This is a genomic window from Kineosporia sp. A_224, assembly GCF_002198655.1.
Lineage (GTDB): Bacteria > Actinomycetota > Actinomycetes > Actinomycetales > Kineosporiaceae > R-H-3.
The window spans coordinates 25628-43260 of record NZ_MWLN01000204.1; the positions used below are offsets into that span (position 1 = coordinate 25628).

17 protein-coding genes are annotated in these 17633 nt (G+C 72.9%); 10 read left to right on the plus strand and 7 right to left on the minus strand.

The genetic code is table 11. The features are described 5' to 3' along the window. Positions 1–1252, minus strand: a 1252-nt coding sequence (locus EDJALFJO_RS25020; RefSeq protein ID WP_158220560.1) for an HD-GYP domain-containing protein, incomplete at its 3' end; no start/stop codon positions are given. 77 nt (positions 1253–1329) lie between these two features. Then, positions 1330–1797: a hypothetical protein gene (locus EDJALFJO_RS25025; RefSeq protein WP_088289043.1), complete on the minus strand. Its 468-nt coding sequence runs from the start codon at positions 1795–1797 to the stop codon at positions 1330–1332. A gap of 317 nt (positions 1798–2114) precedes the next feature. Here EDJALFJO_RS25025 and fbaA point away from each other — a divergent pair, with 317 nt between their 5' ends. Beyond that, a complete protein-coding gene (fbaA, locus tag EDJALFJO_RS25030; RefSeq protein WP_088289044.1) occupies positions 2115–3137 on the plus strand; it encodes a class II fructose-bisphosphate aldolase in 1023 nt (340 codons plus the stop codon). Between the two features lie 102 nt (positions 3138–3239). Here the strand turns inward: fbaA and EDJALFJO_RS25035 are convergent, their stop codons facing one another. Then, positions 3240–4208: an endonuclease/exonuclease/phosphatase family protein gene (locus EDJALFJO_RS25035; RefSeq protein WP_158220561.1), complete on the minus strand. Its 969-nt coding sequence runs from the start codon at positions 4206–4208 to the stop codon at positions 3240–3242. A gap of 17 nt (positions 4209–4225) precedes the next feature. On the opposite strand from EDJALFJO_RS25035, the gene EDJALFJO_RS25040 reads away from it, so the two are divergent. The 3 genes from EDJALFJO_RS25040 to EDJALFJO_RS25050 all read left to right on the plus strand — a co-directional run bounded on the left by EDJALFJO_RS25040 (position 4226) and on the right by EDJALFJO_RS25050 (position 7062). Next, positions 4226–4642: a DUF3151 domain-containing protein gene (locus EDJALFJO_RS25040; protein ID WP_088289046.1), complete on the plus strand. Its 417-nt coding sequence runs from the start codon at positions 4226–4228 to the stop codon at positions 4640–4642. A gap of 77 nt (positions 4643–4719) precedes the next feature. After that, entirely contained in the window at positions 4720–5709 is a 990-nt protein-coding gene (locus EDJALFJO_RS25045) for an NAD(P)/FAD-dependent oxidoreductase (RefSeq protein WP_088289047.1), read from the plus strand. Positions 5710–5775: 66 nt separating this feature from the next. Next, positions 5776–7062, plus strand: coding sequence for an adenylosuccinate synthase (locus tag EDJALFJO_RS25050; RefSeq protein WP_088289048.1), 1287 nt, complete (start codon positions 5776–5778; stop codon positions 7060–7062). A gap of 65 nt (positions 7063–7127) precedes the next feature. On the opposite strand, the gene EDJALFJO_RS25055 is transcribed toward EDJALFJO_RS25050, so the two are convergent. From EDJALFJO_RS25055 to EDJALFJO_RS25065, 3 genes are all read right to left on the minus strand, one after another. After that, positions 7128–8057 (minus strand): gluconolaconase, encoded by a 930-nt coding sequence (locus tag EDJALFJO_RS25055; protein WP_143448777.1) that lies wholly within the window; start codon positions 8055–8057, stop codon positions 7128–7130. A 117-nt stretch (positions 8058–8174) separates the two neighbouring features. Then, entirely contained in the window at positions 8175–9980 is a 1806-nt protein-coding gene (locus EDJALFJO_RS25060) for an alpha/beta hydrolase (RefSeq protein WP_143448778.1), read from the minus strand. 271 nt (positions 9981–10251) lie between these two features. Beyond that, on the minus strand, positions 10252–11196 hold the full coding sequence (locus EDJALFJO_RS25065) for a Ku protein (protein ID WP_088289051.1): 945 nt from the start codon (positions 11194–11196) through the stop codon (positions 10252–10254). Positions 11197–11386: 190 nt separating this feature from the next. Between EDJALFJO_RS25065 and ligD (EDJALFJO_RS25070) the strand changes: the two genes are divergently transcribed. Further along, positions 11387–12352, plus strand: coding sequence for a non-homologous end-joining DNA ligase (gene ligD / locus EDJALFJO_RS25070; RefSeq protein WP_233150030.1), 966 nt, complete (start codon positions 11387–11389; stop codon positions 12350–12352). A 56-nt stretch (positions 12353–12408) separates the two neighbouring features. After that, the gene (gene ligD / locus EDJALFJO_RS25075; RefSeq protein ID WP_088289053.1) at positions 12409–13335 is read left to right on the plus strand and encodes a non-homologous end-joining DNA ligase; all 927 of its coding nucleotides are present in this window, start codon (positions 12409–12411) and stop codon (positions 13333–13335) included. A gap of 91 nt (positions 13336–13426) precedes the next feature. Here ligD (EDJALFJO_RS25075) and EDJALFJO_RS25080 read toward each other — a convergent pair whose 3' ends face one another. After that, positions 13427–13789, minus strand: coding sequence for a hypothetical protein (locus EDJALFJO_RS25080; RefSeq protein ID WP_088289054.1), 363 nt, complete (start codon positions 13787–13789; stop codon positions 13427–13429). 958 nt (positions 13790–14747) lie between these two features. Between EDJALFJO_RS25080 and EDJALFJO_RS36560 the strand changes: the two genes are divergently transcribed. From EDJALFJO_RS36560 to EDJALFJO_RS25100, 4 genes are all read left to right on the plus strand, one after another. Next, positions 14748–14966: a DUF397 domain-containing protein gene (locus EDJALFJO_RS36560; protein WP_088289055.1), complete on the plus strand. Its 219-nt coding sequence runs from the start codon at positions 14748–14750 to the stop codon at positions 14964–14966. Between the two features lie 149 nt (positions 14967–15115). Further along, positions 15116–15991, plus strand: coding sequence for a helix-turn-helix transcriptional regulator (locus EDJALFJO_RS35795; protein ID WP_088289056.1), 876 nt, complete (start codon positions 15116–15118; stop codon positions 15989–15991). Next, complete coding sequence (locus tag EDJALFJO_RS36145; protein WP_304441296.1) at positions 15969–16259, plus strand: DUF397 domain-containing protein; 291 nt, start codon at positions 15969–15971, stop codon at positions 16257–16259. Before EDJALFJO_RS35795 ends, EDJALFJO_RS36145 begins: the two co-directional genes overlap by 23 nt. 567 nt (positions 16260–16826) lie before the next feature. Further along, the gene (locus EDJALFJO_RS25100; protein ID WP_088289057.1) at positions 16827–17399 is read left to right on the plus strand and encodes a hypothetical protein; all 573 of its coding nucleotides are present in this window, start codon (positions 16827–16829) and stop codon (positions 17397–17399) included. The last annotated feature ends 234 nt before the right edge of the window (positions 17400–17633 follow it).

Consider the following 17633-nt stretch of genomic DNA (forward strand, 5'->3'; position numbering starts at 1 on the left):
TCGTGGTGCGGGTCCGTGTGGTCGTCGCGGCGCTCGTCGGTGCCGCGGTCGTCGTGGTGGGCGTGCTGGGCGTGGTGGTCGGTGTCGTGACGGGGCCGGCGCCCGGACGCTGCGTGGTCCGCGGTCCGGCCCCGGCGACCGTCGTCCCGCCCGGCCCGGGTGCGACGAGACCGCCGGTCGCGGCGACCCCGCCGAGCACGACCGCGGTCGACGCCGCGACGGCCGCGGCCTGCGGGACGGCCGCCGCGGCGACGCCCTGCCGGCCGATCATCGCGAGCGTGCCGAGCATCGGCAGGTTGGCGAGCAGCGAGACGAGGCCGGTGGCGCGCAGCAGCCGCGGCACCGGGACGGCGAGGAGCGCGTCGACGACCTTGGGGTCGAACTGGGTGCCCCGGCAGCGGACGACCTCGGCGCGGGCGGCCGGGGTCGCGAGCGGTGCGCGGTACGGCCGCGCCGCGGTCATCGACTCGTAGGCGTCCGCGAGGCCGACGACCCGGGCCGCGAGCGGGATCGCGGCGCCGGCGAGACCGTCGGGGTAGCCGGTGCCGTCCCAGTGCTCGTGGTGGTTCCGGACGGCGGCGCCCCAGGGGCCGAGCCAGGGCAGGAGCGGGGCGGCGAGCCGGGCGCCGTCCTCGGGGTGGCGGCGGAGCACCTGCCACTGCGCGGACGTCGGCCGGCCCGCCTTGTCGAGGATCTCGTCGTCGACGGCGAGCGCGCCGACGTCGTGGAGCAGCGCGGCCCAGGCGAGCCGGTCGCGGTCCGCCGCGGGCAGCGCGAGCCGGTCGGCGAGCAGCGCGCACAGCGCGAGCACCCGTCGGGTGTGGTGCCGGTGCCGGCGGTCGTGCGCCCCGACGACGGCGAGCAGGGCGACGAGCGCGGCGGCGTTGTCGGCCGCCGTCCCGGTGCGGCTGGTCCGGGCCCGGCGGACGACGGTCCGCGGGCGCTGCAGGGCGAGCGCCGTCCGGCGCGGCGCGGGGCCGGGGAAGCCGAGGCCGAGGCGCAGCAGGGACGCGAACGCGACGAACGGCCGGGCCGCCCGGCGTCCGGCGAGCGCCGCGCCCACCCCGAGCAGCACCGCCACCGCACGGCCGCCGGGCAGCGTGCTCCCGGCACCTGCGAGGGCGCGGGCCACGAGCACGCCGCCGAGGAGCGGGACGACGGTGCTCGCGGCGCGCAGCGCGACGGCGGCGACGGGACGGGCCTGCCACCGGTTCGCGTGCGGCGCGGTCGCGGGGGTGCGGTCGCCGTCCACCTGCGATGGATCGGCGTCCGGGCGCACCGTCTTGACCGTTCGCCGCCCGGCTCAGCCCGCCGGCTCAGCCCGCCGGCTCAGCCCGGCGGCGCAGCGGCAGGCCGGGACGGCGGCCGCCAGCCCGCGTCGACCGGCAGCCACCGGGCGCCGTCCCACCGGCCGAGCCCCCGGGAGCTGATCTGCGACGGCCCGGCCGCGGCGGGCGCCGGCTCCAGGCAGGCGAGGCAGAGCACGGCGTGCCAGCGGCCGCCGTCGTTCTCCACGCCCCAGATCACCTCGCCCGCGGCGCCGCACGCCTCGCACGGCAGCGGGCGCGCGGACGCCAGGACCTGCGCGACGGTCGCCTGCCCGCCGCACCAGCGGCCCCAGCGCAGCTCGAGGTGCTCGACGCCGGCCCGGTCCTGCGGTGCGGGGGAGAGGAACGCCCGGTGCCGGACGCAGACCGCCTCGTCCCGCCGACCGGGGGCGCGTCGGGCGAGCACGGCCGGGCCGCCGCAGACGTCGCACGTGACGACGTCCGGCGGCCGGGCCGGAAGGTCGAGCACCGTCCGGCACCTCCTCCCCGCCACGGACGACGGCGCGCACCCGCCGCGGGGACGCGCGCCGGCACCATCCTCGCGCGGGCCTGCGACGACCCGCCGCGCCACCCCTGCTCGGAGGCCGCACGTCCCCGGTGTCGCGCCTGTTTCGTGGACGTGTCCGCCCGGGACCTCTGAGGCCTTGCTCACGTCACGGATCTGGAAGGATTGCCCCCGGAGACGCTGCAGCGCCGCAGCGCAGCGGGGCGTCGTCCAGCAGACGGCGCCGTCATCACCGCCGGGCGCGCTCGCGTACGGCGGACGATCAGCACAGGAGCGATCGAATGCCCATCGCAACCCCCGAGGTCTACAACGAGATGCTCGACCGGGCGAAGGCCCAGTCGTTCGCGTACCCCGCCATCAACGTGACCTCGTCCCAGACGCTGAACGCGGCCATCGCGGGCTTCGCCGCGGCCGAGAGCGACGGCATCGTCCAGGTGTCGACCGGTGGTGCGGAGTACCTGTCCGGCCCGACGGTCAAGGACATGGTCACCGGCTCCGTCGCGCTCGCCGCCTACGCGCACGAGGTCGCGAAGAAGTACGACGTCAACATCGCGCTGCACACCGACCACTGCCCGAAGAACAAGCTCGACGGGTTCGTCCGCCCGCTGCTCGCGATCTCGGCCGAGCGCGTGAAGAACGGCCAGGAGCCGCTCTTCCAGTCGCACATGTGGGACGGCTCGGCCGTGCCGCTCGGCGAGAACCTCGAGATCGGCAAGGAGCTCCTCGCCCTGACCGCGGCCGCCCGGATCATCCTCGAGGTCGAGATCGGCGTCGTCGGTGGCGAGGAGGACGGTGTCGTCGGCGAGATCAACGAGAAGCTGTACACGACGGTCGAGGACTGCATGGCCACGGCCGAGGCCCTCGGCCTCGGCGAGAAGGGCCGCTACATGGCCGCCCTGACGTTCGGCAACGTGCACGGCGTCTACAAGCCGGGCAACGTCAAGCTGCGCCCGGAGATCCTCAAGGAGGTCCAGGACGCGGTCGGCGCCAAGTACGGCAAGGACAAGCCGTTCGACCTCGTCTTCCACGGCGGCTCCGGCTCCCTGCCGCAGGAGATCTCGGACGCGGTCGACTTCGGCGTCATCAAGATGAACGTCGACACCGACACCCAGTACGCGTTCACCCGCCCCGTCGTGGACCACATGCTGAAGAACTACGACGGCGTGCTGAAGATCGACGGCGAGGTCGGCAACAAGAAGGCGTACGACCCGCGCGCCTGGGGCAAGTCCGCCGAGGCGGGCCTGTCGGCCCGCGTCGTCGAGGCCTGCGAGAACCTGCGCTCGGCCGGTACGCGGATCAAGTGACCCGCTGACCCGCAGCACCTGCCCGACCTGCACGACCCGCCCGCCCGCGTCGTCCGCTCCCGGACGGCGCGGGCGGTCGCGCGTCCGGGCGTCCCTCGGGTGTCACGGCAGCCGGACCCGGATCAGCACCGGGTAGTGGTCGCTGGGGAGCTGACCGGCCGGGCTGCGGTAGGTGTTCACCGCGGCCGCGACGACCGGCAGGCCGGGGCGGGCGTAGATCCGGTCGATCCGCGGCCCGGGCAGCGGGGCGCGGCGGTCGAAGCGGTTGAACGTCGACCACGCCGGCCCGGTCCGCGCCGCCGTCGTCCAGGTGTCGACCCAGCCGGCCGCCGTGAGCACCCGGTGCGGGGCGGCGTCCGGGCCGCTGTTGAAGTCCCCGGTGAGCAGGACGGGCACGGCCGGGAAGAGCCGTTCCACGGCGTCCCGGACGACCTCGGCGCCGCGCTCGCGGGCCGGTGCCGACGCCGCGTCGAGGTGGGTGTTGACGACGACCACCTCGGTGCCGGAGCCGTTGTGCCGCAACCGGACCCAGGTCGCCATCCGGGGGTCGCCGGCGACCCAGCCCGGCCCCGAGTCGACGCAGCCCTGCCTGGGGGCGACGTCCGACGGGCAGAACCACACCTCGCCGTGGCCGACGTCGGTGAGCACGGCCGGGTCCCAGAACACGGCCACCGTCTCGTTGAAGTCCACCCCCGGTTCATCGATGTCGCTGACCCTGGGGCGGCCGTACCGGGAGTAGCGGACGCCGGCGCGGGCCAGGTCGGCGCGCAGGTTCTCCGCCTGCGCCGTGGTCATCTCCTGGGTGCCGATCACGTCCGGCCGCTCGTCGACGACGACCTGGGCGACGGCCGCCCGCCGTCCGGACGACGTGTAGCGGTCGACCCCGAGGATCTGCGAGTCCTGGATGTTGAAGGTCATGACGTCGAGGTCCGTCGCCTGCCGGGGCCCGGCGAGCCGGGTCAGGCTCGGCTCACCGCCGGGGGTCACGGCGGACGACGGTGCCCCGGACGCCGGGGTGCAGGCCGCGAGCAGCGCGCTCGTGAGCAGGGTGCCTGCGATCAGCGTCCTCATCTGCGCCATGATGCAGTGTGAGCCTCAACGACAACCTCCTCGGCATCCCGCCCACCCATCTCGCCGACGACCCGGCGCCGCGCGACGCGCTCGCTGCCGGCACCGACCCGGCCCAGGTCGCCGCCGCGCACCCGGCGTCGAGCCTGCCGTGGACGGTCCTCGCCGAGCAGGCGCTCGAGGCCGGTCGCACGGTCGAGGGCTACGCCTACGCCCGGGTCGGCTACCACCGCGGTCTCGACGCGCTGCGCCGCTCCGGCTGGCGCGGCCAGGGCCCGGTGCCGTGGGCGCACGAGCCGAACCAGGGCTTCCTGCGCGCGCTCGCAGCGCTCGCCCGGGCCGCGGGCACGATCGGCGAGACGGCCGAGCACGAGCGCTGCCGGACGTTCCTCGCGGACTGCGACCGGTCGGCCGTCGGGACCCTCGGGCTCGCCTGATCCTGAGAAGCCGGACATAGCGCTCGTTTCGACGGGTCCGGCTCGCGCCGGGACGCCCGGCACCGAAGGATGGTCCGGTGACCGACACCAGCGCACCCGTCGTCGTGGTCGGCGGCGGCATCTCCGGCATCTCCTGCGCCCGGGTCCTCGTCGCCCACGGGTACGACGTCAAGGTCCTCGACCGCGGCCGCCGGATCGGCGGCCGGATGGCCGTCCGCACCGAGGACCTGGCCGGCGGCCGGCACGCGGTCGACATCGGGGCCTCGTACTTCACGGTCCGCGACGAGCGCTTCGCCAAGGTCGCCGCGGGCTGGGAGGCCGCGGGCCTCGCCGCCCCGTGGACGGACACCTTCCACCTCCTGGCCCCCGAGGGCCGGGTCGGGACGACGACCGGGCTGCCGCGCTGGTCGGCGTCCGGCGGTCTGCGCAGCCTCGTGGAGCACCTCGCCGAAGGGCTCGACGTGACGACCGGCCACGAGGTCGAGGAGGTCGACGTCGAGGGTGACCGGCTCACCGTCGACGGGGAGCCGGCGCGCGCCGTCGTCCTCGCCATGCCCGACCCGCAGGCGGCGGACCTGCTGCCCCAGCCGGTCTCGACCTGGCTCGACCTCGACGGCGGGATGGAGTGGTCGCCGGTCATCAGCGTCTGGGCCGCCTGGTCGCAGCGCTGGTGGGGCGACCTCGACGGCGCGTTCGTCGACGGCTCGCCGGTCGTGTCCTGGGTCGCGGACGACGGCAGCCGGCGCGGCGACGGTGCGCCGGTCCTCGTGGCGCACGCGACGTCGGTCTTCTCCGCCGGCCGGCTCGAGGACCCGGGCACGGCGGTCCAGCCGGTGCTCGACGAGGTGTCCCGGCTGCTCGGCGCGGACGTGCTCCCCGAGCCCGAGCTGACCCACGCGCACCGCTGGTCCCTCGCCGCCCCGCTGCACCCGCACCGCGAGGCGTTCGCGCTGCACCCGGCGCTCGTCGGGGTCTGCGGCGACGGCTGGGGCGAGCGGGCCCGGGTCGAGCAGGCGTACCTGTCGGGCCTCCAGCTGGGCGAGGCGCTCGCCGACCGGCTCGCCTGAGATAGCCTCGGTAGGGCCCGACCGGGCCACCAGGTGGGGCGTTCTGTGCGTGAGAGGTGGACCGCGATGCCCGCGATCGTGCTCGTCGGGGCCCAGTGGGGCGACGAGGGCAAGGGCAAGGCGACCGACGCTCTCGGTCACCGCGTCGACTACGTCGTGAAGTACAACGGCGGCAACAACGCCGGGCACACGGTGGTCGTCGGCGGTGAGAAGTACGCGTTGCACCTGCTGCCGTCCGGCATCCTCACCCCGGGCTGCACCCCGGTCATCGGCAACGGCGTCGTCATCGACCTCTCCGTGCTGTTCCAGGAGATCGAGGGCCTCACGACCCGCGGCGTCGACTGCTCGAAGCTGCGGATCTCGGCGAACGCCCACGTCATCGCGCCGTACAACCGCACGATCGACAAGGTCACCGAGCGCTTCCTCGGCAAGCGGAAGATCGGCACGACCGGTCGCGGCGTCGGCCCGACCTACGCCGACAAGATGAACCGCGTCGGGATCCGCGTGCAGGACCTCTTCGACGAGCACATCCTCGCCCAGAAGGTCGAGGGCGCGCTCATGCAGAAGAACCACCTGCTCGTGAAGGTCTACAACCGACGCGAGATCACCGTCGCCGAGGTCGTCGAGGAGCTGCTGTCGTACACCGAGCGGCTGCGGCCGATGGTCGCCGACGTCTCCCTCGAGCTCGGGCAGGCGCTCGACCGCGAAGAGACGGTGCTCTTCGAGGGCGGCCAGGCGACCCTGCTCGACGTCGACCACGGCACGTACCCGTTCGTCACGTCGTCCAACCCGACCTCGGCCGGCGCATGCACCGGCAGCGGGGTGCCGCCGACCCGGATCGACCGCGTCATCGGGGTCGTCAAGGCCTACGCGACCCGCGTCGGCGAGGGCCCGTTCCCCACCGAGCTGTTCGACGCGGACGGCGAGCGGCTGCGCGACGTCGGCCACGAGTACGGGACGACGACGGGCCGCCCGCGCCGCTGCGGCTGGTACGACGCCCCGGTCGCCCGCTACGCCTCGCGGATCAACGGCGTCACCGACTTCGTGCTCACCAAGCTCGACGTCCTCACCGGCTTCGAGCGGCTCCCGGTCTGCGTGGCGTACGACGTCGACGGCGTCCGGACGCCGGAGATGCCGTTGACGCAGACCGACTTCCACCACGCGAAGCCGGTCTACGAGTACTTCGACGGCTGGGAGGACGACATCTCCGGCGCCCGGTCCTTCGAGGACCTGCCGAAGAACGCGCAGACGTACGTCCTCGCGCTCGAGGAGATGTCCGGCAGCCGGATCTCGGCCGTCGGCGTCGGCCCGGACCGCGACGCCACCGTCGTCCGCCACGACATGCTCGGCTGAAACCCCGAGTTACTAGCGCGTATGACCCATTCATCGGGTCATACGCGCTAGTAACTGCGTGGGGGTCAGAACCTCCGGAACGAGACGACGCGGTCTTCCGCGACGGCCTGCGCGGGGGCGAAGCCAAACTTGCTGTCGACGAGCAGCAGTCGGCCGCCGACCCGCTTGGCGGTCGTGAAGGTCCGGTCGGCCGGGGTGGCGACGACCGCCTCGGTGGTCGCCGTCCGCCAGCGGTCGTGCAGCTCGAGCCGGGTGATCTGCCGGCTGAAGTTCTGGACGACGTAGAGGGAGCGGCCCGCCAGGACGATGCCGTCCGCGTTGACGAGCGGGGCGCCGTCCACGGGCACCTCGCTGATCGCCCGGCTCCGCAGCTCGATGCGCCAGAGCTGCCCGGTCGTCCCCTGCGTCGTGAGCAGGGCCTTGCCGTCGGGGGTCGTGACGATCCCGCCGAGGTCGAAGTCGGTGAGCGCGGGGGTGTAGGCGATCGTGCCGCTCACGTCGCGCCACAGCTCGATCTGCCACGTGCCGCCGGAGCGGAACACCCGCCAGATCCGCGGCAGGCTCGAGTCCGTCACGTACACCGAGCCGTCGTCCGCGACCCGGACGTCGTTGAGGAACGAGCCCGCCTCGCCCGTCGGCAGCTCGGCGAGCAGGCGGCCCGAGCGGGAGAACACCCGGACCTCGGCGCTCGGCCCGCCGGCGACGAACACCCGCCCCGCGTCGTCCACGTCGATCCCGCGGCCGTTGTCGCCGGGGGTCGGGCCCTGCCAGACCTCGAGCCGGTCGTCGCCGACCTTCGCCCGGTAGATCGTCCCGCTGCGGTTCGTCGCACTGACGTAGACCAGGCCCGCGTCGTCGTCCACCCCGATGCCCTCGAGGAAGACCCCCGCCTCGGGCAGGTCCAGGTCAGGGACCGCCGCCGACGCCGGTGCTGCCGTGAGCACCGCCGACGCGGCGAGGACCCCGCTCGCCACCACCGCCAGGATCGTTCGCATGAGCATGCCTCCCCGTCGGGGCAGGACGCCGTCGGCCTGCCTCTGCCCAGGACGAACGTGCACGGACGACGTGGAGTTCACCTATCCGGGCAGATCCGTCCGGATCATGGCACCGGATCAGGGGACGAGCGGGCTCACCGGCGCCCGCCCGGGCCGCCCGGCCGGCGCCGCCCCCGAGGGCAGCGATGCCACGGCCGGGGCCCGTCCCGCGGCCAGGGACGTGAACGGTGTGAGCGGTTCGGTGTACGGCTGGTCGAGGCCGCGGCAGCGCTTGCCGACCGGGGGCAGCCCTTGGCGCAGCAGGTAGGTCGTCACGGCACGGTCGATGCACGGCGAGGAGCCGTACGCGGTGTGCCCCCAGCTGACCCCGGTGAGCAGCCGGCTGTTCGGCAGCAGCCGCGCGACCCGGACCGCCCCCTCGTACGGCGTGGCGGGGTCCCACAGGTTGCCGACGACGAGCACGGGGGCCGCCGTGCGCCGGGTGAACGGGCCGCGGTAGGCGTCCTCGTCGCGCGCGGTCCAGGTGGACCGGGCGCACGGGGCCGAGGGCCACGCCCACAGCGGTCCGAAACCGGGGACGGCGCGGTCGGCCCGGGCCGCGTAGACCGGCCAGCGAGCGGCGAGCGACGGGTTGAGCCCGTCGGTGCACATGACGGCCTGGTAGGCGTCGATGCCGTTCTCGTACGCCGGCAGCGCCGTCCGCCCGGCCCGGCGCCAGGCGGCCCGGACCCGCGGGCTCGGCCCGGCAGTGCGGCCGAAGTCGCGGTACCGGGCGGCGATCCGGTGCAGGCCGGCGCGGGCGGCCTTCGCACGGGCCGGGCTCGTCGGGCCGCGCAGCTCGACGAGCAGCGAGAGGAACGCGTCGACGTCGTTGGAGCCGAACGGCGAGTAGAGCATGTCGACGAGGATCGACGTGACGTCCGCGTACGTGAACCGCTCCTCGAAGTCCGGGCCGCGGACGACGATCGGGGCCGCCCGCAGTGACGTCATGAGCGAGCCGTAGATCGCCTTCGGGTCACCCGTGGCGGCGAGCGAGCAGTACGCCGGGCCGGCCGTGCGGCAGCTGACGAGGATCCGGTCCAGGGCGCGGGCCGAGGCCTTCGCCGAGCCGATCCGGGTCGTCTGCGGGGTGTTCCGGGTGGCCTGCGTGCCCGCCCAGGCGAGCGGGTCGAGGACGCCGTCGAGGGCCATCGCACGGACCCGGTCCGGGAAGAGGTTGGCGTAGACCTGCCCGAGGTAGGTGCCGTACGAGAAGCCGAGGTAGGTCAGCCGGGCGTCGCCGACGGCACGGCGCAGGACGTCCATGTCCCGGGCCACCTCCGCCGTCGAGACGGACGCCGCGAGCGGGCGGCCCGTCGTCGAGCAGGCCGTGCCGAACGCGCGGGCGGAGCGGACCGCGGCGGCGTCCTGGACGGCGCCGCGCGGGAAGGCGGCCCCGGCGCCGGCGAGGGCGCGGTCGCGGGCCGGCATCGTCGGCCAGCACCGGACGCCCGACGACAGGTTCGTCCCGCGCGGGTCGAACCCGACGACGTCGAACCGGGCGAGGACTCGCGGGTCGAGGAAGTCGCGCGCGGCTGCGGCGAGCTCCACGCCCGAACCGCCCGGGCCACCCGGGTTGACGAACAGGGTGCCGATCCGCCGGGCCGGGTCGGTGGCCCTGATGCGGAGAACGGCGACCTGCGTCGTCGGCCCCAGGGGGCGGTCGTAGTCGAGCGGCAGCGCGACGGTCGTGCACTGCGCACCCGTGGCGTAGAGCTCGCCGCAGTCCCACCACGACGGCCGCGGGGTCGGGACGCGGTCGACGCGGTCGGCCTCGATCCGGACGGTGCGGTCCGGCCGTGGCGCTTGCCGCGCCTGGGCAGGAGCGGTCGCCAGGAACGGCACCGGGGCGGCGACGCACGTCGCGAGCAGAAGGCTGACCAAACGGCGCAGCCGAACCACGTTTCGCAAAGAGACATCCCAGGGAAGGCCGCCTGACGGCGGAAGGCGTGTCTTGGAAGCCCCCCGGCACGGATCACCCTTCCGGTGACCCAAGGTTACGTGCAACCCATTCAGAGTAACTACATGGGTGTGATTCGTGACTGCGTGCTCAGGCTTGCTTGCGCTGCGGTGAACGGTCCGGCGTGTCGACGCCCAGGGTGCTCACGTGTCGTGTCGCGAGCCATGGGCGTGTCGCTGAATGTCGGGTCGGCCGTCAGGCGCTCTTGCGGGAGGCCGCCTTCTTGGCGGTCTTCTTCGCCGGTGCCGCGTCGTCGTCCTCTGTCGCGGCGGCCTTCTTCGCAGCGGTCTTCTTCGCCGCCGCGGGCGCCTTGGCAGCGGTCTTCTTCGCCGCGGCGGGTGCGTCGTCCGACGTCTCGCCGCGCGCCTGCCGCGCGCGCTCGACGCTGCGCTGCAGGGCGGTGAGCAGGTCGACGACCTCGCCGGTCTCGCCGGTGTCCTCGGCCGCCGCCACGGCGGGCTCGGCGCCCTCGAGCTTGGCCTCGACGAGGTCGGTGAGCGCCTTCGTGTAGGAGTCCTCGAACTGGTCGGGCTCGAAGTCCCCGGCGAGGCTCTCGACGAGCGACTGGGCCATCGCGAGCTCCTGCGGGCGGACGTCGACGTCGGTCTCGAGGACGTCGAACTCGGCCGCGCGCACCTCGTCGGGCCACAGCAGCGTCTGCATGACGATGACCTTCTCCCGCACCCGGAGCACGGCGAGCGTCTCGCGCTGGCGCAGCGCGACCTTGACGACCGCCATCCGGTCGGTGGCCGTGAGCGCCTCGCGGAGCAGCTGGTAGGGCTTGCTCGCGCGGGCCTCGGGCTCGAGGTAGTAGGTCTTGTTGAACAGGATCGGGTCGACCTGCTCGGCGGGGACGAACTCGATGACGTCGATCTCCCGGCTCGTCGAGAGCGGCAGGTTCTCGAAGTCCTCGTCGGTGAGGATGACGAGCCGGCCGTCCGGCGACTCGTAGCCCTTGGCGAGCTGGTCGTACGCGACCTCCTCGCCGTCGATGGAGCACGTGCGCTTCATCTTGATCCGGCCGCCGTCCTCGGCGTGGACCTGGTGGAAGCGGATGTCGTGCTCCTGCGTGGCCGAGAAGACCCGCACGGGCACGCTCACGAGACCGAAGGAGACCGAGCCCTTCCAGATCGCCCGCATGGCCGTGCTCCCCTCACCAGGTGGATGTCCTCGTCCTGACCGACGGCGGCACCCGGAGTCATCGGCCGGGCGGCGCAGGTCCTGACCCTGGCAGCATGGCTGCTCCGGCCGGGGGTGCGCCAGCCCATCGCACCCGTGTCCCCGCTGTCGCCCGCGGGCGGTGGCCGGGCAGCATGGCGGCGTGAAGCCGATGCTCGCCGCCCCCGTCGACCCGCGTGCCGGGCTGCCCCCGGACGGCGACGCCTGGGCCTTCGAGGTCAAGTGGGACGGCATGCGGGTGCTCGCGGACGTCCACGAGGGCCGGCTGCGGCTCACGAGCCGGCTCGGGAACGACGTCACCGCGGCCTGGCCGGAGCTCTCCGGCCTGGCCGGGCTGCACCCGGACGTGCTCCTGGACGGCGAGGTCGTCGTCCTGCGCCGCGGGGTACCGAGCTTCTGGGCGCTCGCCGAGCGGATGCACGTGCGGGACGCGCGCCGGGCCGCGGCGCTCGCCGCGGCGTCCCCCGCGACCTTCGTCGCGTTCGACGTGCTCCGGCTCGACGGCACCGAGCTCACGAAGCGGTCGTGGACGCAGCGCCGGGAGGCCCTCGAGAGGCTGGACGGCGCAGCGGCCGGGCTGCGCGGCTGGCAGCTCTCGCCGGTCTACGACGACGGGCAGGTGCTCCTCGCCGCGACGCTCGAGCAGGGGCTGGAGGGGGTCGTCGCCAAGCGCAGGGCGTCCCGGTACGCCCCCGGGGCGCGCAACGGGGACTGGCTCAAGCTGCCGCACCGCCGCGTCCAGACGTGCGTCGTCGGCGGCTGGCGGACCGAGACGGACGACGCCCGCCGGCTCGGGGCGCTGCTCCTCGGCATCTGGGACCTCGAGCCGCCCGGCGGCGGCGAGCCGGTGCTGCGCTTCGTCGGCCGGGTCGGCTCGGGCCTGGCGACCGCGGACCAGGGCGACGTCCTGGCGCTGCTCGCGCCGCACGCCCGGGAGACCTCGCCGTTCGGGTCGTCCGAGGTGCCGCGGGTCGACGCGACCGGCACCCGCTGGCTCGACCCGCAGGTCGTCGTCGACGTCCGGCACATCGGCCACAGCGAGAACGGCCGGATCCGGCAGCCGGTGTTCCTCGGTGTCCGGACGGACGTCGACCCGGCGACGGTGACAGCGGGGTAGGGCCGGAGCGGCACCGACGCTGTGGCGCGGGCGGCGGGCCGTGGAACAGTTGGCGCATGGCACGCGCGTCCAAGGCCGACCACGGGCCCGACACCCCGGTCGAGGTCGACGGCCGGCGGATCGTGCTGCGCAACCTCGACAAGGTGCTCTACCCGGCGACCGGGACGACGAAGGGCGAGGTGCTCGCCTACTACACGGCGGTCGCGGCGCCGCTGCTCGCCGTCGTCAGGGACCGGCCGCTGACCCGCAAGCGCTGGCCCGAGGGCGTCGACGGCCTCGTCTTCTTCGAGAAGAACCTGCCGCCCGGGACGCCGTCGTGGGTGCGGCACGTGACGCTGCCGGTGCCCGGTTCGACGCGGGCGCGCGAGACGATCACCTACCCGCTGCTCGACGACATGGCCGGGCTCGTCTGGGTGGCCAACCTCGCCGCCCTCGAGCTGCACGTGCCGCAGTGGACCGTGGGCCCGCGGGGCGCCGTCCACGCCCCGGACCGGCTCGTCGTCGACCTCGACCCGGGCGCGCCGGCCGGGCTGCCGGAGTGCGCCGAGGTCGCGCACCTGGTGCGGGAGCGGCTCGCCGCCGACGGGCTCGAGTGCCACCCGGTCACGAGCGGCAGCAAGGGGATGCAGCTCTACGCGCCGGTCTCCGGGAAGCAGGACGCCGAGCACGTCCACGGCTACGCGCGCCGGGTCGCCGAGGAGCTGGAGCGGGCCCGGCCCAAGCTCGTGACGTCGAAGATGACCAAGGCGCTGCGGCCCGGCAAGGTGCTCATCGACTGGTCGCAGAACAGCCCCACGAAGACGACGATCGCGCCGTACTCGCTGCGCGGCAGGACGTTGCCGCACGCCGCGGCACCGCGCACCTGGGACGAGCTCGACGACACCCTGGTCCAGCTCGACCACTCCGAGGTCGTCGAGCGGCTGCACGCGGACGGCGACCTGCTGGCGGTGCTCGCCGAGCCCGGCCCGCGGGTGCCGGTGTGACACCCGGTGCGGCACCCCGTGCGACACAGCAGAGCCGGCCCGGGGGTGCGGGTCCCCGGGCCGGCCGACCTGCGCTACGTCGTCCGGTGCCTCAATCGACGTAGTGGTTGACGACGAGCATCGCCAGCGCCGTGAGGGCACTGCCGACCATGATGGCCATGGGCTCGCCGACGAAGTGGTACATCAGGACCGCGACGCCTGCGACGACGAGCATCGCCCCGACCGGCCACGCGGCCTGGGTCAGCCCCTCCGGCCCGCGGGCCCGAGGCGCCGAGCGGTCGGTGCCGGGGTCGTACTGGTTCTGCCAGAACGGCCGATCGACCGGTGCCGGCGCCGACGGCTTGCGCTCGGCGACGACGCCGGACCCGTTGCCCTCGTAGGCGTCCGACGTGAACGCCTCGGTGAAGGTGTCGCGCTCGTCGTCCGGCGTCGACGCCCCCAGGGTGCCGTTCACGACCCGCTCCAGAAGAGGGCCTGGAGTGCCCCGGAGCCGAGGACGATGCCGACGGCGAGCAGCCAGGCCGACACCCCCGGCAGCGGGAACTGCTCCCGGACGCCGATGCGCCACAACGGTGTACGGCCTTGGAGTATGCGCGGTCCGCGCGTAAGGTGGTCCATGTTCGTCTCCTTCGAGTGCGCTCATCGCTGGGTGGCTTTCGAGAGGCGACTGGGCGGGCCCCTGGTGTTCCAGCACCGGGGCCCGTCGCCTTTTTGGGGTCAGCGAAACGCTGCGACCGGCCGGGGCGGCGATGCCACCGTTGGTCAGCTGCAGCGTTCGTCAGTTCTGTGGTTCGGGTGTCGTCTCGCGGGCCGACGACGGCGATGTCGTCGAGAACGTCCGCGGCCGGGCGCGTGCGCTGCCGGCTCTAAGCGGTGTCCACCATGTCCTGCCTCCCCTCCCGCGGCCGGAAGGGTCGGTCGTTCGACTGTGCTGTCGCGAGCACCGGGTGCCGGTGCGAGCTGCTCAGTTCGAGGACGAGGACCTTCCGCCGGTTTCTATTCCCTGTGATGTCAATGTGACGCAGGAAGTTCCCCATGGCAAGCAGCAATTCGCTTTGTGACTGTGGCAATTGCCAAGATCGCAGATCGGTGCGTGACCGTGCGGGGTTGACGCAACGGTGGGTGATCGGCGGCGTCCGGCTCGAGCCACTATGAAACGTCATACATCCTGCCGTGCAACGTTTGCAGCGTCGAATCTCGTCGATCGGGCCGTGAATGACCGATGATTTCCGTTGTGCCGGCTCCGGCGGGCGCGATGATCGCCTGCGGCTCTTGTGCACATTTCTGCATGCATGCGACCGTGGAGGGCCCCACGGTCGCCACCGTGAGCGGCCGGGGGACCAGCACCGGTGCGGGTCGGTGGCGTCAGCGTCGATGGTTGTCCGGCCCGTGCCTGTCGAAGGGATACGGGGATGACGGCAGCTGGGTACGAGGCGACGTCCGACGAGGGTGTCGTATGGCGGCGCGCCGCAGCCTGTGGGGAAGCGGCCTGCGTAGAGGTTGGTGCGACGCTTGAGTCGGTAGCCATCCGCGACTCCAAGAATCGATGCGGTGGCTCGCTCACCTTCACCCGGGCCGAGTGGGCCGCATTTGTTGAGGGTGTGCGTCGTGGGGAGTTCGACGACCTCTAGGTCGCCGCGAAGATTACTGAATGTAACATCTTGGTTACAATGGGCGATTCTGCGGACGCGAGGGGTGCGATCAGGATAGGAACCTGGCTGGAGCCTTGCCAAGAGCAACAGCCCATGGCAAATGACAGCGTCATGTGTGAGGAGGCGATGTGGCCGCCGCGCCGCGTAGCACGCCCACCACGCGGATGCGGGAGTTGGCCGAGCGACTGCGTGAGTTGCGACTTGCCAAGGACCTCACAGTCGAGGCTGTAGCTGCGAATCTCCTTGTCTCAGCATCGAAAATCTCCCGACTCGAGACCGCGGCGCGACGCGCTTCGCCGCGTGACGTCCGCGACCTGTGCTTGCTGTACGGAGTGTCGCTGGATGAGCGTGACCGGCTCATGTCTCTGGCGGCGCAGGCGTTGGAAACTTCCTGGTACCAGGATGCAGAGATCGACGCGGACTACGAGACCTTTGTGGGACTCGAACAGGCTGCATCGGATATCTCCGTCAACCATGCCCATCTAGTGCCCGGCCTCCTGCAGACCGAGGCCTACGCGCGCGCTCTGCTGTCCGTCCTGCGGCCACCAGGACAGTTAACGCCTGACCGCATCGACGAGATCGTTCGCGTGCGACTGCGGCGGCAGATGTTGCTGACGTCAGCCAACCCGCCGAAGCTACATGTCGTCCTAGATGAGTCTGTGTTCCGACGAATGCCAGGCGACGAGCGAGTTGGACGTGAGCAGATCAACGCCGTGCTCGAACGAATGGATCTTGCGAACCTCGTCGTGCAGATCGTCCCGCAGGCGGTGCGTGTGCACCCTGGACTCGATGGACGCTTCGCCGTCCTGCGCTTCGCCGATTCGTCGATTCGGGACACGGTCTACATCGAGGGACTGCTCGGCCAGCTCTTCCTCGACAAGGACAGTGACGTGTCCCGGTACCTGGAGATCTTTGATTTCCTCACACAGTCGGTGGCCCTCAGTGAGCGATCCTCGCGTGAGCTGCTCAGCACCATCCGCAGTGAACTGTCCCCGTCCAACTAGTCAAAGCCAGCGGCCAGCGGCGGAGACGCGCTGGCCGTTCCCAGGAGGAGCGTTGTCCAGCAGTTCAGCACGAGAGTCCCTTCCAGACGCTCTCTGGAAGCGGTCGTCGTTTTGTGCCGCAGACGGATGCGTCGAGGTTGCTGTCCGGCCCGACGCCATCGGTGTAAGGGACTCCAAGGACGGCGCCAGCCCCGTCCTCTCGTTCAACCGTCAGGAATGGGAGGCGTTCGTCCTCGGCGTGAAGCGTGGGGAGTTCGACTTGATCTGACTCTTTGTGCGTGCGGATGGGTCGGGCGGGGTCGGCGAACGGCTGCCGGTCCTCGGTCCGGCCGGTGCTTCAGACTGGACTCGAGTGAGCGTCACTCGCCCAGACCCGAACGACGTCGCCGATCTCCGGAGCCTGAATCCACCAGGTCCACATCGAGATGGCTGCGGGCATGACGCTGGTGAGCCCTCGACGGCGACCGCTAGCACGAACCGAACGGCCGACCGGGTGACACTCCGGTCGGCCGTTCGGCTGTCCGGGGGCCGGATTTCCTGCCACACAAGGGCTTCGTCCGTGCTCAGCGCGGCGGTTCGGGCCCACGCCCGGTCACGCGACACCCGGTCGGGCTATCACACGACGGGCCGACGCGGCGACTGGTGAGGGGCACCCATGCTGGCCGAAGAGGGCCGACAAGGGTGTCGGTCATCCGCCGTGAGCCGCCTGTTCCCACCGCGTCGGGGTGGGGACAGGTGGCGGCGGGAGGACCGGCCGGCAGTCGTGGGGGCGCTGGCGGAATCGAGGCGCGGGGGAGTCGACCTGTCCAGGAACTGTGATGCCCGAGGAGAACGCATGTCCATGGAGGCGATGGCCGTCGTCGGTCTGCCCTTGTCCGTGGTGGAGACGCAGCTGTGGGACATCACCCAGTGGCCGACCTTCCTGGCCGGGCTCCAGACCGCCACCCGGTCCTCGCACGAGCGGTACGTGTTCACGGTCCGGCAGGGGCGCAAGGACTACGACGTTCTCGTCGCGGTCCGCTGGCAGGCCCGTGACCACCGCTTCACGTGGCGCTCGCTCGAGGGACCGCCCTGGGACGGCACGCTCCGGCTCGCCCCGGTGAACGGCCGCCGGACGAGGGTCTTCCTGCAGCGCAAGGCGTACCCGCGCAGCTTCTTCGCGAGCATGGCCGAGCTGCTCGGCGCCGGTGTCGCCGACCCGGGCCTGGACCTGCAGCGGCTCCAGGACCGGCTCGCCGTCCTGCCGGCCCCCGCCCGCCCTGCGCGGCTGCGCACGGTGGACGCCGCGGAGCGGGCGGCCCGCACGCAGCGGATCGCCGACGAGTCCGGCCGTGGCGGTGCGGTGACGACCCACGGGCTCCCGAAGCCTCGCGTCCCCTCCGACCTGGTGGTCCCGGACCCCGCCTGATCCGTCAGCCCCGGTCCGGCCGCACGGCCGACCGACCCGAGAACGTCCCCTGGTGGCCGGTGGCCCTGTCTACCGAGCCGGACCGGTCCGCCGGCCGCCAGGGGCGCCAGACCGACCGGTCTGCACCCCTTGGGGTGGTCTCACTCCCGGCCCGCCGACACAGTGACGGCTATGGGTGCCTCAGGTTGACGGTGTGCTCCCTGGGCGTCGCCGCCGGGGCGGCCTAGGCTGCCG